This window comes from Pseudomonas sp. PvP025, assembly GCF_017832155.1.
Lineage (GTDB): Bacteria > Pseudomonadota > Gammaproteobacteria > Pseudomonadales > Pseudomonadaceae > Aquipseudomonas.
Genome location: NZ_JAFIBJ010000001.1, coordinates 5365711 through 5382067, shown reverse-complemented (window position 1 = coordinate 5382067; position 16357 = coordinate 5365711). Strand labels below are relative to the sequence as shown.

The 16357-nt window shown below is 60.2% G+C and carries 14 protein-coding genes; all 14 read right to left on the bottom strand.

Features of this window, described 5'->3' with window-relative positions:
* Positions 1 to 118: 118 nt before the first annotated feature.
* The 14 genes from dnaE to pyrH all read right to left on the bottom strand — a co-directional run bounded on the left by dnaE (position 119) and on the right by pyrH (position 16350).
* Positions 119 to 3640: a DNA polymerase III subunit alpha gene (dnaE, locus tag JOE32_RS23465; RefSeq protein ID WP_209989559.1), complete on the bottom strand. Its 3522-nt coding sequence runs from the start codon at positions 3638 to 3640 to the stop codon at positions 119 to 121.
* Positions 3641 to 3715: 75 nt separating this feature from the next.
* On the bottom strand, positions 3716 to 4348 hold the full coding sequence (gene rnhB, locus JOE32_RS23460) for a ribonuclease HII (RefSeq protein ID WP_209989555.1): 633 nt from the start codon (positions 4346 to 4348) through the stop codon (positions 3716 to 3718).
* Positions 4345 to 5484, bottom strand: coding sequence for a lipid-A-disaccharide synthase (gene lpxB / locus JOE32_RS23455; protein ID WP_209989552.1), 1140 nt, complete (start codon positions 5482 to 5484; stop codon positions 4345 to 4347). The genes rnhB and lpxB overlap by 4 nt, the downstream gene beginning before the upstream one ends.
* Before the next feature lie 2 nt (positions 5485 to 5486).
* Entirely contained in the window at positions 5487 to 6263 is a 777-nt protein-coding gene (lpxA, locus tag JOE32_RS23450) for an acyl-ACP--UDP-N-acetylglucosamine O-acyltransferase (protein WP_209989550.1), read from the bottom strand.
* The gene (gene fabZ, locus JOE32_RS23445) at positions 6260 to 6700 is read right to left on the bottom strand and encodes a 3-hydroxyacyl-ACP dehydratase FabZ (RefSeq protein ID WP_057007789.1); all 441 of its coding nucleotides are present in this window, start codon (positions 6698 to 6700) and stop codon (positions 6260 to 6262) included. The genes lpxA and fabZ overlap by 4 nt, the downstream gene beginning before the upstream one ends.
* A gap of 109 nt (positions 6701 to 6809) precedes the next feature.
* Positions 6810 to 7865, bottom strand: a complete 1056-nt coding sequence (gene lpxD / locus JOE32_RS23440; protein WP_209989546.1) for a UDP-3-O-(3-hydroxymyristoyl)glucosamine N-acyltransferase — start codon at positions 7863 to 7865, stop codon at positions 6810 to 6812.
* Between the two features lie 3 nt (positions 7866 to 7868).
* Entirely contained in the window at positions 7869 to 8372 is a 504-nt protein-coding gene (locus JOE32_RS23435) for an OmpH family outer membrane protein (protein ID WP_003189173.1), read from the bottom strand.
* A 45-nt stretch (positions 8373 to 8417) separates the two neighbouring features.
* Positions 8418 to 10805, bottom strand: a complete 2388-nt coding sequence (bamA, locus tag JOE32_RS23430; RefSeq protein WP_209989542.1) for an outer membrane protein assembly factor BamA — start codon at positions 10803 to 10805, stop codon at positions 8418 to 8420.
* Between the two features lie 74 nt (positions 10806 to 10879).
* Entirely contained in the window at positions 10880 to 12232 is a 1353-nt protein-coding gene (rseP, locus tag JOE32_RS23425) for a sigma E protease regulator RseP (RefSeq protein ID WP_209989540.1), read from the bottom strand.
* A gap of 53 nt (positions 12233 to 12285) precedes the next feature.
* Positions 12286 to 13476, bottom strand: a complete 1191-nt coding sequence (ispC, locus tag JOE32_RS23420; protein WP_209989537.1) for a 1-deoxy-D-xylulose-5-phosphate reductoisomerase — start codon at positions 13474 to 13476, stop codon at positions 12286 to 12288.
* Complete coding sequence (locus JOE32_RS23415; RefSeq protein WP_209989534.1) at positions 13473 to 14279, bottom strand: phosphatidate cytidylyltransferase; 807 nt, start codon at positions 14277 to 14279, stop codon at positions 13473 to 13475. The genes ispC and JOE32_RS23415 overlap by 4 nt, the downstream gene beginning before the upstream one ends.
* Positions 14280 to 15035, bottom strand: coding sequence for a polyprenyl diphosphate synthase (gene uppS / locus JOE32_RS23410; protein WP_209989532.1), 756 nt, complete (start codon positions 15033 to 15035; stop codon positions 14280 to 14282). It abuts the gene before it with no gap.
* 17 nt (positions 15036 to 15052) lie between these two features.
* The gene (gene frr / locus JOE32_RS23405) at positions 15053 to 15610 is read right to left on the bottom strand and encodes a ribosome recycling factor (protein ID WP_003231233.1); all 558 of its coding nucleotides are present in this window, start codon (positions 15608 to 15610) and stop codon (positions 15053 to 15055) included.
* The gene (pyrH, locus tag JOE32_RS23400; RefSeq protein WP_003189161.1) at positions 15607 to 16350 is read right to left on the bottom strand and encodes a UMP kinase; all 744 of its coding nucleotides are present in this window, start codon (positions 16348 to 16350) and stop codon (positions 15607 to 15609) included. The genes frr and pyrH overlap by 4 nt, the downstream gene beginning before the upstream one ends.
* Positions 16351 to 16357 lie beyond the last annotated feature (7 nt).

Genomic DNA, 16357 nt, shown 5'->3' with positions numbered 1-16357 from the left:
CTGGCCAGCCGGTTGTCTGTTCGCGCCCTACCTTAAGGGAGAGGCGCGTCCAGGTCGAGATTAAATGTTTCGTCGAGTTCAGGCGTTTCTCTTGATGAAAAAGAAAACTGCCTGGCCGTCAACGGTATTGGAGGAAGACGTTGTCACGGCCGAACTGGTCACGCAATGCTTGAATCAAGCCATCGGCAGGGTCAATTCGCCAGGTCTCGCCGAATTGCAGCATGGCCTTGGCGTCATTGCCGGTGTACTCCATGGTCACCGGGCAGGCACCACGATGGCGTTTGAGCAGATCCCCCAGCCAGCGTAGCTGGTCGCCCTTGAGCGCTTCGGTTTTCACCTTCAAACGCAGGCTTTCAGCCAGGTTGGTGCGCGCGTCCTCCATGCTCATCACCCGCTTGATGCGCAGGCGCAGGCCGCCGGAGAAGTCGTCGTTGCTGACCTCCCCTTCCACCACCACCATGGCGTCGGTCTGCAACAGCGACTGGGCGGAGTGGAACGCGTCGGCAAACAGCGACGCTTCGATCCGGCCCGAGCGGTCGTCGAGGGTGATGAAGCCCATCTTGTCGCCCTTTTTGTTTTTCATCACGCGCAGCGCGATGATCATGCCGGCCACGGTCTGGGTGTCGCGCGCCGGCTTCAGGTCGATGATGCGCTGGCGGGCGAAACGACGGATCTCGCCTTCGTATTCGTCGATCGGGTGACCGGTGAGGTACAGGCCCAGGGTGTCTTTTTCACCCTTGAGGCGTTCCTTGAGGGTCAGATCCTTGGCCTTGCGGTGGTTGGCGTATACATCCGCATCTTCTTCGACGAACAGCCCGCCAAACAGGTCGGCGTGGCCGCTGTCATGGGTGCGGGCGGTCTGCTCGGCGGCCTTGATCGCCTCTTCCATGGCGGTCAGCAGCACCGCACGATTACGGTCGATATTGGCCTGATACGCCTTGGGCTCATCATGGAAGTAAGGGCCCAGGCGGTCGAGGGCGCCGCTGCGGATCAGGCCGTCCAGGGTGCGCTTGTTGATGCGCTTGAGGTCGACACGCGCGCAGAAATCGAACAGGTCGGTGAACGGCCCATCCTGGCGTGCTTCGGTGATCGCCTCAACCGGGCCTTCGCCCACCCCTTTGATCGCGCCCAGGCCATAGATGATGCGGCCTTCGTCGTTCACCGTGAACTTGAACTCCGAGGCGTTCACGTCCGGCGCGTCGAGGCGCAGCTTCATGGTGCGCACTTCCTCGATCAAGGTCACGACCTTGTCGGTGTTGTGCATGTCCGCCGAGAGTACGGCGGCCATGAACGGCGCCGGGTAGTGAGCCTTGAGCCAGGCGGTCTGGTACGACACCAGCCCGTAGGCGGCGGAGTGGGATTTGTTGAAGCCGTAACCGGCGAATTTTTCCACCAGATCGAAGATGTTACCGGCCAGGTCTGCGTCGATATTGTTGGTCGCGCAACCCTCAATGAAACCGCCGCGCTGCTTGGCCATTTCCTCGGGTTTCTTTTTACCCATGGCGCGACGCAACATGTCCGCGCCGCCAAGGGTGTAGCCGGCCATGACCTGGGCAATCTGCATCACCTGTTCCTGATACAGGATGATGCCGTAGGTCGGTGCCAATACCGGCTTGAGGCCTTCGTACTGGTAGTCGGAGTGCGGGTAGGCCAGCTCGGCGCGGCCGTGCTTGCGGTTGATAAAGTCATCAACCATGCCCGATTGCAGCGGGCCCGGACGGAACAGGGCCACCAGTGCGATCAGGTCTTCCAGGCAGTCGGGCTTGAGCTTTTTGATCAGCTCCTTCATGCCGCGCGACTCGAGCTGGAACACGGCGGTGGTTTCCGCTTTTTGCAGCAACTGGTAAGTCGGCTTGTCGTCCAGCGGAATAAACGCGATATCCAGCGGTGCTTCGTCGACCTTGGCGCGCTCGCGGTTGATGGTCTTGAGCGCCCAGTCGATGATCGTCAGGGTCCGCAGGCCGAGGAAGTCGAACTTCACCAGGCCGGCCGCCTCTACGTCATCCTTGTCGAACTGGGTTACCAGGCCGTCGCCTTCTTCGTCGCAATAAATAGGCGAAAAGTCAGTGAGCTTCGTAGGTGCGATCACCACACCGCCGGCGTGCTTACCGACGTTACGCACCACGCCTTCCAGCTTGCGTGCCATGTCCCAGATTTCGGCAGCTTCTTCATCGACCTTGATGAAGTCGCGCAGGATTTCTTCCTGCTCGTAGGCTTTTTCCAGGGTCATGCCGACTTCGAACGGGATCATCTTCGACAGGCGATCGGCCAGGCCGTAGGACTTGCCCTGCACTCGCGCCACGTCACGGATGACCGCTTTCGCCGCCATGGAACCAAACGTGATGATCTGGCTGACCGCGTTGCGGCCGTACTTTTCGGCCACGTATTCGATTACGCGGTCGCGACCGTCCATGCAGAAGTCGACGTCGAAGTCGGGCATGGAGACCCGTTCCGGGTTCAGGAAGCGTTCGAACAGCAGGTCATATTCCAGCGGGTCGAGGTCGGTGATCTTCTGCACATAAGCCACCAGCGAACCGGCACCCGACCCCCGGCCCGGGCCTACCGGCACGCCGTTGCTTTTGGCCCACTGGATAAAGTCCATTACGATCAGAAAGTAACCGGGGAAACCCATCTGGATGATGATATCCAGCTCGAAATTCAGCCGATCCACATAGACCTGACGCTTGGCCTCGTAGTCCTCGGTGGTGTCCCTGGGCAGCAGCACGCTAAGGCGCTCTTCCAGGCCATCGAACGACACCTTGCGGAAATACTCATCGATGGTCATACCATCGGGAATCGGGAAGTTGGGCAGGAAGTGCTTGCCCAGCTTCACTTCGATATTGCAGCGCTTGGCGATCTCGACGGAGTTTTCCAGGGCCTCGGGGAGGTCGCTGAACAGCTCGGCCATCTCATCGGCGCTTTTGAGGTATTGCTCTTCGCTGTAGTTTTTCGAGCGGCGCGGGTCGTCAAGGGCGCGGCCTTCACCGATGCACACGCGGGTTTCGTGGGCTTCGAAATCTTCCTTCTTGATAAAGCGTACATCGTTGGTCGCCACCAGCGGCGCGCCCAGCTTGTCGGCCAGGGCCACGGCGGCGTGCAGGTGTTCTTCATCGTTGGGGCGGTTGGTGCGCTGCACTTCCAGGTAGAAGCGATCAGGAAAAACCTGCATCCATTCGCGCGCCAGCACTTCGGCTTCCTGGGGATTGCCGCCCAGCAGCGCGATGCCAATCTCACCCTCTTTAGCCGCCGAGAGCATGATCACGCCCTCGCTGGCCTGCGCCACCCATTCGCGCTCGATGATGATCGAACCGTTGCGCTGCCCGTCGATAAAACCACGGGAAATCAGTTCGGTGAGGTTGCGATAACCCACGCCGTTCATCGCCAGCAGGCTGATGCGGCTCAGCGGGTTATCCGGGTCCTTGTTGGACAGCCACAGGTCGACGCCGCAGATCGGCTTGATCCCGGCGCCCATGGCGTTTTTGTAGAACTTGACCAGGGAACACATGTTGTTCTGATCGGTAACCGCTACTGCGGGCATGTTCATGCCCACCAGCGTCTTGACCAACGGCTTGATGCGTACCAGGCCGTCGACCAGCGAGTATTCAGTGTGCAGGCGCAGGTGAACGAATGAAGCCGGCATAGTGATCCTGTCCAAACATGGAAACAACAAGGCCCGGGATTGTACCGGGCCTTGGCAAAAACATCAGCTTTGGGACTAAACCTCGATCAGGCTCGCGCGCAGCTCATAGGCCTGGCGCACCGGGGCGAACGAGCGTCGATGGATCGGGGTGGGCCCCAGCCGGGCCAGCGCTTCCAGATGAACGGGCGTCGGGTAGCCCTTATGCCCCCCCATGCCATAGCCGGGATAGATCAACTCGAACGCAGCCATCTCGCGATCACGGCTGACCTTGGCCAGGATCGAGGCCGCCGCAATCGCCGGTACCTTGCTGTCGCCCTTGACCACCGCTTCGGACGGCATCGCCAGTCTGGGGCAACGGTTGCCGTCGATCATCGCCATTTTCGGCGTGATATGCAGGCCTTCCACCGCGCGCTGCATGGCGAGCATGGTGGCGTGCAGAATGTTCAACCTGTCGATTTCTTCGACCTCGGCGCGGGCGATATGCCAGCTCAGCGCCTTTTCACAGATCTCGTCGTAGAGCTTTTCACGGCGTGCTTCGGTGAGTTTTTTCGAGTCATTCAGGCCCAGGATCGGCCGGTTCGGGTCGAGAATCACGGCGGCCGTCACGACTGCGCCACACAGCGGGCCGCGCCCTACTTCGTCGACACCGGCCACCAACTCGTCGGCGTGCGCAACCAGGCTGAAATCCAGGCCCATTTGCTTGCTCATAAGGCCTCCTGTGTATGACCGATCAAGTTCAACACGGCATCGGCCGCCTGGTTCGAGGCATCCCGGCGCAGGGTGCGGTGGATGTCGTCGAAACCACGGGTCTGCTCTTCGCCGCCGTCGATCAAGGGTAGTAGGGTTTGCGCGAGGGCGGCAGGCGTTGCGTCGTCCTGCAACAGCTCCGGCACCAGCAGACGTTGGGCCAGCAGGTTGGGCAGGGAGATGTAGGGGCTCTTGACCATGCGCTTGAGAATCCAGAACGTCAGCGGCGCCAGGCGATAGGCCACGACCATCGGGCGCTTGTACAGCAAGGCCTCCAGAGTCGCGGTGCCCGAGGCGATGAGCACCGCGTCGCAGGCAGCCAGGGCCAGGTGCGACTGGCCATCGAGCAAGGTCAGCGGCAGGTTGCGCCCGTCGAGCAGCGTCTCGATCTGCGCACGCCGTTGCGGGCTGGCGCAGGGCAGCACGAAGCGAATACCCGGCCTCATGGCCAGCAGGCGCTCGGCGGCGTCAAAAAACAATGCGCCCAGGCGCCCGACTTCGCCACCCCGGCTGCCCGGCATCAGCGCAACCAACGGGCCATCAGGCAATCCGAGCTCGGCACGCGCCGCAGCGCGGTCAGCCTGCAAGGGGATCGCATCGGCCAGCGTATGGCCGACAAACCGTACCGGCACGCCCTGCTCTTGGTAAAACCTGGCCTCGAAGGGCAGCAGGGTGAGCATCAGGTCGCAGCCCTCGCGGATTTTCAGCACGCGCTTCTGCCGCCATGCCCATACGGACGGGCTGACGTAATGCACGGTCTTGATCCCGGCCTGACGCAGCTTGAGCTCGATATTAAGGGTGAAATCCGGCGCGTCGACGCCGATAAAGACGTCGGGCTTTTCTTCGATCAGCGTCTGAATCAGCAGCTTGCGCCGTGCCAGCAGTTCACGCAGACGGCCCAGTACCTCAACCAGTCCCATGACCGACAAGCGTTCCATGGGGAAGTAGGACGTGAGGCCCTCGGCCTGCATGAGAGGCCCACCGACGCCGATGAATTCGACTGCCGGGTGGCGGGCCTTCAGAGCCCGCATCAGGCCTGCGCCCAGAATATCGCCGGAAGCTTCTCCGGCCACCAGCGCGATACGCACAGTGGCCATGATCAGCGGGTGATGCCGCGAGTCGACGCCTGGATCGAGTCACGGAACACCGCGACTTCCGGGAACAGCGTTGCCGGCTCGGTCAATTCAGTCAGCGCCTGTTCAACCGTGAGGCCCTGGCGGTAGACCGTCTTGTAGGCGCGGCGCAAGGCGTGGATGGCGTCATCGCTGAAACCACGGCGGCGCATGCCTTCGAAATTCATGCTGCGGGCTTCGGCCGGGTTGCCGAAGACCGTGACAAATGCCGGTACATCCTTGCCGATGGCGGTGCCCATGCCGGAAAAGCTGTGGGCGCCAATATGGCAATACTGATGCACCAGCGTGAAACCCGACAGGATCGCCCAGTCGTCAACGTGCACATGGCCGGCCAACGCGGTGTTGTTGACCAGGATGCAATGGTTGCCGATGACACTGTCGTGTCCGATATGCGCGTACGCCATCACCAGGTTGTGATCACCCAGCGTGGTTTCGGCACGATCCTGTACGGTGCCACGGTGAATGGTCACGCCTTCACGAATGATGTTGTGATCACCGATTACCAGGCGTGTTTCCTCACCCTTGTACTTCATGTCCGGGGTGTCTTCACCTACCGACGAAAACTGGTAGATGCGATTGTGTTTGCCAATACGGGTCGGCCCCTTGAGGATCACGTGCGGCCCGATGACAGTACCCTCGCCGATTTCCACACCTGCGCCGACGATCGACCAAGGGCCAACCTCTACGCCTGCGGCCAGAACGGCCGACGGATCGATGATTGCGCGAGGGTCAATCAAACTCATAGTTTGCGTTCCGCACAGATGATTTCGGCGGAGCACACCGCCTTGCCATCCACCGAAGCCTGGCACTCGAACTTCCAGATCTGGCGCTTGCAGCTGATGAACCTGGCTTCCAGGATCAACTGGTCACCCGGGGTGACCGGGTTGCGAAAACGCAGCTTGTCGGAACCCACGAAATAGTAAAGCGTGCCGTCGGCAGGCTTGAGGTCGAGCATTTTGAAACCAAGGATACCGGCAGCCTGGGCCATCGCTTCGATGATCAACACGCCTGGCATGATGGGATGCGCAGGAAAGTGACCGTTGAAGAACGGCTCGTTGATGCTGACATTCTTGTAGGCACGAATGCGCTTTTCCTCAATGTTCAGGTCCACTACGCGGTCCACCAGCAGGAACGGGTAACGGTGAGGCAGGTATTCGCGAATCTCGTTGATGTCCATCATTTCGGGGGGAAGCCTGTAATAAATTGGGGGCGGGCGGACTAAAGGCACGCCCCGCTGGCAAATCAAGGAGGCAGTCTAGCGGCTGTGCACACTTGATATGGAAATGGTATCAGCCTTGTGATGAAGCATTACCGTCAGGGGTCACGTCCCCAACACGCTTTTCCAGCTGTTTGAGACGTCGAGCCATGTCGTCGAGCTGCCGCAAGCGTGCTGCACTCTTGCGCCATTCAGCCGAGGGCTGCATGGCGGTACCGGAAGAATAGGAACCGGGCTCGGTAATCGAGTGGGTGACCATGGTCATGCCGGTGATGAAGACGTTGTCGCAAATATCGATGTGCCCCACCAGCCCGACGCCACCGGCGAGCATGCAATGCTTGCCGATTTTGGTACTGCCGGAAATGCCCACGCATGCCGCCATGGCGGTGTGGTCGCCAATCTGCACGTTGTGAGCGATATGGATCTGGTTGTCGAGCTTCACGCCGTTGCCTATGACCGTATCGGCCAAGGCTCCACGATCGACGGCAGTATTCACGCCGATTTCCACGTCATCGCCGATCAATACGCCGCCGACGTGGGCAACCTTGTGCCAAATACCTTTGGAATTGGCAAAACCAAAACCTTCACCACCGATCACAGCGCCCGACTGCAGAACCACCCGCTCACCGATACGCACGTCGTGGTAAAGGGTCACGCGAGGAGCAAGCCAGCCATCGACACCGATTTCACAACGCGCGCCGATAAAGCAATGAGCGCCGACCGTTACACCCGCGCCAATACGTGCGCCGTTCTCGATCACCGCAAAGGCGCCAATGCTGGCCGAGGGATCAACCTGGGCATCATCGGCGATCACCGCAGAAGGATGAATACCAGCGCTGGCCTTGGATTTTGGAGCGAACAGGTGCGACGCCCGGGCAAAAGCCAGGTAAGGGTCAGCCACCACCAGCGCGTCCCCAGTAAACCCTTCGGCATCGACGGCCGTAAGCAACACGGCGCCGGCTTGGCAGTCGACCAGATACTTACGGTATTGGGGCTTCGCCAGGAAGCTCAACTGAGCTGGGCCAGCCTCCTGCAAGGTGGCTAGCCCAGTGATTTCTTTCTCCGGGGAGCCACACAAGGTGGCGCCCAGGAACTCGGCCAACTCGCCGAGCCTGATAGTCGCGGTCATGGCTTACTTCAGCTGGTTCATGCGCTCGATCACCTGACGGGTGATGTCGTATTGAGGTTTGACGTCAATCACGGCGCCGCGCTCGAACACCAGGTCAAAGGCACCTTTCTTGATGACTTCTTCCACAGCGCTGTCCAGTTTCGGCTTGAGCTGCTTGAGCATTTCGCGGTCGGCAACAGCCTTGGCTTCGTTCAGTTCCTTGGACTGGAACTGGTAGTCACGGGCCTTTTGCTTGAATTCAAGCTCCAGGCGCTCGCGCTCGCCCTGCTGCATCTTGTCGCCACCGGCGACCAGACGATCCTGAATGCCCTTGGCGCTGCTTTCCAGAGTCTTGAGCTTGGTCAGTTGCGGACCGAATTTCTTCTCGGCATCCACGGCGTAACGCTTGGCCGCGTCGGATTCGAGCAAGGCCATCTGATAGTTCAGCACGGCGATTTTCATTTCGGCGAAGGCCGGGGTGGTTACCAGCACGGTGGCCAGCAGGACCAATTGAGTCAACTTACGCACGATGTACTCCTACAGAATCCGTTGTCGTTATCTTGGGTCAGACGCTTAGAACGTCTGGCCGAGGGAGAATTGGAAAATCTGGGTTTCAGCGTTATCCGGTTTCTTGATCGGCATGGCCAGAGCAAAGCTCAACGGACCCAGCGCGGTCACCCAGGTGACACCCACACCCACGGAGCTCGCCAGATTGCTGAGGCTCACGTCGTTACACTGGGTATTGGACTTCACGCCGCTCGGGTTGGTGATCTGGTCACACTTGGAATCGAACACGTTACCCACGTCCCAGAAGACCGAAGTACGCAGAGACCGCTGGTCTTTAACGAACGGCAGTGGGAACAGGACTTCCGCGCCACCCTGTATCAGCACGTTACCACCGAACGGCAGTGGGTCGTTGTCCGAGTCCACCTGGGTGCCCTGGTTACCAGTAAACGCCTGACCACGGCTCGGCGTACCACGAGGACCCAAGGTACTGTCCTTGAAGCCACGTACCGAGTTGAAACCACCTGCGTAGTAGTTCTCATAGAACGGCAGGCCATTGGTTGAACCGTAACCGTCGCCATAGCCCAGCTCGGTATGCAGGCGCAGGGTGTAGTTATCGGTCAACGGCTGGAACAACTGGCCGCGGTAATCGAGCTTGAAGAACGACAGGTCGCTGCCCGGCGTGGTGACTTCGGCAGTCAGGCTTTGGGAATGGCCACGGGTCGCCAGTACCCCTTTGTTCAGGGTCGATTCGGACCAACCGGCAGACGCCTTGAAGTTCAGGAACTTGTCGCCTTCACGACGGGTGAAGTCAAAGATCTCATCCACGGTGTAAACACCGGTCTTGATCTCATCCTGCTGCGCGGTGAGGCCGAAGGTCAGACGCGAGGTCTCACTGATCGGATAACCGATGTTGACGCCAGCACCCAGGCTGTCGATCGCGTAGCTTGCCACGTCGACATCGAGGTCTTTGTAGTCGGTGGTGCGGTAGAAGGCGTTGTAACCCAGGCTGACACCGTCAGCCGTCCAGTAGGGGTCGGTATAACCGAAGTTATAGCGGCTCTGGTATTCGCTTCGGGTCAGGCCGATGGACACACGGTTACCGGTACCGAGGAAGTTGTTCTGAGTGATCGAGCCACCGAGGATCAGGCCGGCACTCTGTGCAAAGCCGACGCTGGCGGTGATCGAACCCGAAGCTTGCTCCTCAACGGCGTAGTTCACGTCAACCTGGTCGTCCACACCCGGTACGGCCGGGGTCTCGACGTTGACCTCCTTGAAGAAGCCCAGGCGCTCAAGACGGGTCTTGGACTGGTCGATGAGGTAAGTCGACGCCCAGCCACCTTCCATCTGGCGCATTTCGCGGCGCAGCACTTCGTCGGCGGACTTGGTGTTGCCACGGAAGTTGATGCGGTTGACGTAGGCACGCTTGCCGGGATCGACCACGAAGGTGATGTCCACGGTGTGGTCTTCGTCATGGGGAGTCGGCACACCGTTGACGTTGGCGAAGGTGTAGCCTTCGTTGCCCAGACGACGAGTGATCAGCTCGGACGTGGTGGTCATCAGCTTGCGCGAGAACACCTGGTCTTTCTGCACCAGCAAGAGGGACTTGACCTGGTCTTCAGGGACTTTCAGGTCGCCGCTCAGCTTGACGTCACGAACCTTGTACTTCTCACCTTCATTGACGTTGACGGTGATGTACACATGTTTCTTGTCCGGGGTGATGGACACCTGGGTCGAAGCGATATCCATGTTGATATAGCCACGATCCAGGTAGAAGGAACGCAGGCGTTCCAGGTCACCGGAGAGTTTTTCACGGGCGTACTTGTCATCGTTCTTGAAGAACGACAGCCAGTTGGTGGTCTTGAGCTCGAACAGGCCGACCAGTTCGTCATCATCGAACTTGGTGTTGCCCACCACGTTGATGTGCTGAATGGCGGCCACGGTGCCTTCGTTGATGTTGACCTTGAGGCCCACACGGTTACGCGGCTGCGGCACCACTTCGGTCTCGACCGTGGCCGAGTAACGACCCTGGGCAACGTACTGGCGTTGCAGTTCGTTACGCACACCTTCGAGCGTGGCACGCTGGAAGATCTCGCCCTCGGCCAGGCCCGATTGCTTGAGGCCCTTCATCAGGTCTTCAGTGGAGATCGCCTTGTTGCCTTCGATCTCGATACTGGCGACGGAAGGTCGCTCGACGACGGTGATGACCAGGACGTTACCTTCGCGACCCAGTTGGATGTCTTGAAAGAAACCGGTTTTGAACAGCGCACGAGTGGATTCCACCAGGCGACGATCATCCGCCTGTTCCCCGACGTTCAACGGCAAGGCACCAAAGACGCTACCTGCGGAAACCCGCTGGAGGCCGTTGACGCGAATATCGGAGATAGTGAAGGACTCGGCGTGAACTTCGGCGATCATCAATACGGTGAGAACCGCAGTTAGCAGCAGACGTTTCATGAAGTCCTTTCTTATTCCAACTGGCAATAAACAAACTGCCGCAAAATGCGGCAGATTCGCAATTCAGCGAAGCGTTACAGACGACCCAGATCGTTGACCAGGGCTAACAACATCACCCCGACCACCAAACTGATACCGATCTGTATCCCCCAACCCTGCACCCGATCCGACAAGGGGCGACCACGCACCCACTCGACCAGATAAAACAACAGATGCCCCCCATCCAGTACAGGGATGGGCAACAAATTCAGAACTCCAAGGCTGATACTCAGATAAGCCAGGAAATTCAGGAAATCCGCGACACCCGACTGGGCAGAAGCGCCCGCCACTTTAGCAATGGTTATCGGTCCACTCAAGTTTTTTACCGAGAGCTCGCCGAACAACATTTTCTTGAGGGACTCCAGGGTCAGCACACTCATGGTCCAGGTGCGTTTCGCGCCCTCGCCAATCGCATCCAACGGCCCGAAGCTGACCTCGCGCACCATCGACGGCGGCCACTCCGGGCTTTTCACTCCGGCACCCAGGTAACCCCCGGCCGCCTTGGCTTCGCCACGAACCGACAAGGTCACGGGGACGTCGATTTGCGCGGCATCACGCTCGACTTTCAGCACAATTTTGCTGTCAGGACGTACACGCACCAGATCGACCACTTGCTGCCAGTCATTCAGCGGCTGGCCATCGAGCGCCAGCAGGCGGTCGCCGGTTTTCAGACCTGCGGCCTGGGCCGGGCCTTTCGGATCCAGCTCGGCGAGCACCGGAGGCAACGATGGACGCCACGGCCGGATACCCAGGGATTTGATCGGATCAGGCTCGTCAGCGCCCCTGAGCCAATGGTCCAGCGCCAATGCACGCGGGGTTTCGGCGCTGGAATCCTGCTCGCGCACCACCACATTGACGGTGCCGCTCTCACCCAGGCGGCGCACCAGCTGCAAATTGACCGCACCCCAACCCGTGGTCGGCTCGCCATCAATGGAAACTATCTCTTGCCCCGCCGTCAGACCGGCCTTGGCTGCGATGCTCTGCGCCTCGACCGCGCCAATGACCGGACGCACCTGCTGGCTGCCCAGCATGGCCAATACCCAGAAGAACACCATGGCCAGCAGGAAGTTGGCGATCGGGCCTGCGGCAACAATGGCGATACGCTGACGAACGGTCTTGCGATTGAAGGACTGGTCCAACTGATCAGCCGGCACTTCGCCTTCGCGCTCATCGAGCATCTTGACGTAACCACCCAGCGGGATGGCTGCGATCACGAATTCGGTGCCCTGGCGGTCGTGCCAACGCACCAGCGGCATACCGAAGCCGACGGAAAAGCGCAGCACCTTCACGCCACAACGGCGTGCCACCCAGAAGTGGCCGAATTCGTGGAAGGTAACCAGCACACCCAGAGCAACCAGGGTGCCGACAATCATGTAGAGCGCACTCATCTAATTTCTCCGCATTCCAATCCAGTGCCCGCAGGCTCAAACATGCCCACCGACTAACGCGCGTTGCGGTTCAGCCATTGCTCGGCCAGGGCCCGGGCCTTTGTATCAGCCTCGAACACCGCCGCCAACTCATTCACGGCCACTACCGGCTCAAGGTTCAGGACGTCGTCGATGATACTCGCGATCTGCGGAAAGCGGATGCGCCGTTCGAGAAACGCCGCCACGGCCACTTCATTGGCCGCATTGAGCATCGCCGGGGCGCTATTGCCTGCGTCTGCCGCCTGGCGCGCCAGGCGCAGGCACGGAAAACGCTGCTCGTCCGGCGCTTCGAAGTCCAGGCGGGCAATGGCAAACAAGTCCAGGGGTGCGACCCCCGAATCAATCCGCTCCGGCCACGCCAGGGCATTGGCGATGGGCGTACGCATGTCGGGATTGCCCAACTGCGCCAGCACCGAACCGTCCACATAGTCGACCAGGGAATGAATCACACTTTGCGGGTGGATCACCACCTCGACTTGCTCCGGCCGCGCATCGAACAGCCAGCACGCCTCGATCAGTTCCAGGCCCTTGTTCATCATGCTGGCCGAGTCGACGGAAATCTTGCGGCCCATGGACCAGTTCGGATGGGCGCACGCCTGCTCCGGCGACACATGCTCCAGCTGCGCCAGCGGGGTTTGCCGGAAGGGCCCACCGGAGGCGGTCAACAGAATCCGACGCACGCCCAGCTGATTGAGGCCACGGGCGAAATCACCGGGCATGCACTGGAAAATAGCGTTATGTTCGCTGTCCAGAGGCAGCAGCACGGCGCCGCTCTTGCGCACCGCCTGCATAAAGAGCGCGCCGGACATTACCAGCGCCTCTTTATTGGCCAGCAGAATTTTCTTGCCGGCATCGACTGCAGCCAACGTCGGACGCAGTCCGGCGGCACCGACGATGGCAGCCACCACCGTGTCGACTTCGGCGTCCGCTGACACCTGGCACAACCCCTCCTCGCCCACCAGCACCCGAGTGGCCAGCCCGGCAGCGCGCAGATCATCCTGCAAGCCGCGCGCAGCCGCCGCCTCAGGCACCACGGCAAAGCGCGGCACATGGCGCACGCACAGCGCCAGCAATTCCTTCACACGCGTGAAGCCCGTAAGGGCGAACACCTGATAGCGCTCAGGATGCCGCGCAATCACATCCAGGGTGCTCAGCCCTATCGAACCCGTAGCACCCAGCACCGTTACCTGTTGCGCACGACTCACGAAGCGATCATCCACAACAGCACGGCAAAGATCGGAATGGCAGCGGTGAGACTGTCGATACGGTCCAGCACGCCGCCGTGGCCCGGCAGCAGGTTGCTGCTGTCCTTTATCCCGGCCTGGCGCTTGAACATGCTTTCGGTGAGGTCACCCACCACCGAAATAAACACCACGATCGCTGTGCCCACCAGACCCAGGAGAATTTCCTTCAGTGACCAGTCGCGCACAATCCCGACTACCAGCGTGATCAGCAGCGTCAACGCGAGCCCGCCGTACACGCCCTCCCAGCTTTTACCGGGACTGACGGCCGGAGCGAGCTTGCGCTTGCCGAAGGCACGGCCGGAAAAGTACGCGCCAATGTCCGCCCCCCAGACCAGCACCATCACCGCCAGGATCAATTGGTTACCAATCGGGAAACGCTTGATCTCCACCAGCCCTTGCCAGGCCGGCAGCAGAATCAGCAGGCCGATCACCAATTTGCAGGCAACGCTGGACCAGTGGCCGCTGGTGCGCGGATAAGTCAGCACGAGGAATGTCGCCATCGCCCACCACAGCACCGCCGCACCCAACACCCAGGGCGCGATGTCCGGCAGGATGTACATCAGGAACAGCAGCACCGCCACCACCGCGGCGTAGACCACACGTGGCAGTTGGCTGGTGAAGCCCGCCAGACGCGCCCATTCCCAGGCACCCAGCGTCACGACCAGACCGATAAACAGTGCAAAGCCGGAACCGTCGAGCAGGAAAAACCCGCACAGCGCGATAGGCAGCAGGATGAGTGCCGTGATGATTCGTTGTTTAAGCATTTAAACCCGGGCTCCAGCTTCGATCTGCTCGCTCGTTTTACCGAAGCGACGCTGACGGGAAGCGAAATCAGCCAGCGCATTGCGCATGGCATCGTGTTTGAAGTCCGGCCAGAACAGGTCGGAGAAATACAGCTCGGTATAAGCCAGCTGCCACAACAGGAAATTGCTGATGCGGTGCTCGCCACCGGTGCGAATGCACAAGTCCGGCAACGGCAGATCGCCGGTCACCAGGCAGGTCTGCAACAGTTCGGGCGAGATGTCTTCCGGTTGCAAGTGACCGGCCTGCACTTCTCTGGCCAGTCGCTGCGCAGCCTGGGCGATATCCCACTGACCGCCATAGTTGGCGGCGATCTGCAGCACAAAACGGTCGGCGCCGGCAGTAATCGCCTCGGCTTCGCGCATGGCGGTCTGCAGTTCAGGATGAAAGCGCGAGCGGTCGCCAATAATACGCAGGCTGATCTTGTTGTCATTGAGGCGCTTGGCTTCGCGACGCAGAGCCTTGAAGAACAGGTCCATCAAGGCACTGACTTCGTCGGCCGGGCGCTGCCAGTTCTCACTGGAGAAGGCAAACAGCGTGAGCACCTCGACCTTGGCCTCGGCACACACCTCAATCACTGCCCGTACCGCGTCGACACCCGCTTTATGCCCGGCAACACCCGGCATAAAGCGCTTCTTCGCCCAGCGATTATTCCCATCCATGATGATCGCGACATGGCGCGGCACCACGGAGGGCACAGTCTGCTTGGTCTTTTCCATGAAGGCGTCCTGACCCCTTATACGGCCATCAGGTCCTTTTCTTTCTCGTCGGTAGCCTTGGTGATCTGCGCCTCGGCATCCTTGGTCAGCTTGTCGATATCGGCGACGGCACGACGTTCTTCGTCTTCGCTGATTTCCTTGTCCTTGACCAGCTTCTTCAGGTCACCCAGGGCATCGCGACGGATGTTACGCACGGCAACGCGCGCATCTTCTGCCGCGCTACGCGCCTGCTTGGTGAAGCCCTTGCGGGTCTCTTCGGTCAGCGCCGGCATGGAGATCAGCAGCAACTCGCCCAGGTTGGTCGGGTTGAGGTTCAGGCCGGCGCTCTGGATGGCCTTGTCGACGGCGCCGAGCATATTGCGCTCAAACGCCACGACCTGCAGGGTGCGCGAGTCCTTTACGGTGATGTTGGCCACCTGAGTGATGGAGGTGTCTGCGCCGTAGTACGGCACCATCACGCTGCCCAGAATGCTTGGGTGAGCCTTGCCTGTACGAATCTGACCAAATGCATGGTTCAGGGAGTCCAGGGATTTCTGCATACGCTCTTGAGCGTCTTTCTTGATTTCATTGATCATTGTTGGCCTTCCTCGATCAGAGTCCCTTCCGCGCCGCCGTGTACGATGTTCAGCAGGGCGCCGGGCTTGTTCATGTTAAATACGCGCAGCGGCATTTTGTGGTCGCGGCACAGGCAAATAGCCGTCAGGTCCATCACGCCCAGCTTGCGATCCAGCACTTCATCGTAGGTCAGATGATCGAACTTCTCGGCATGCGGGTCTTTGAATGGGTCTGCGGTGTACACACCGTCCACCTTGGTGGCTTTGAGCACCACGTCGGCATCGATTTCGATGGCACGCAGGCACGCCGCCGAATCGGTGGTGAAGAACGGGTTACCGGTGCCGGCGGCAAAGATCACCACCTCTTTGGAATTGAGATGGCGCATGGCTTTGCGGCGATCATAGTGATCGGTCACGCCCACCATGGAAATAGCCGACATCACGATGGCCGAGATATTGGCTCGCTCCAGCGCGTCACGCATGGCCAGGGCGTTCATCACAGTGGCCAGCATGCCCATGTGGTCACCGGTCACACGGTCCATGCCGGCCGCACTCAGCGCGGCACCGCGAAACAGGTTGCCGCCGCCGATCACGAGGCCGACCTGCACACCAATGCCAACCAACTGGCCGACTTCCAGCGCCATGCGGTCGAGCACTTTGGGATCGATCCCGAACTCTTCCGAGCCCATCAGGGCCTCGCCGCTGAGCTTGAGTAGAATGCGTTTATAGCGAGCCTGATAACCACTGCCCTGCTGAGCCATTGCGAAT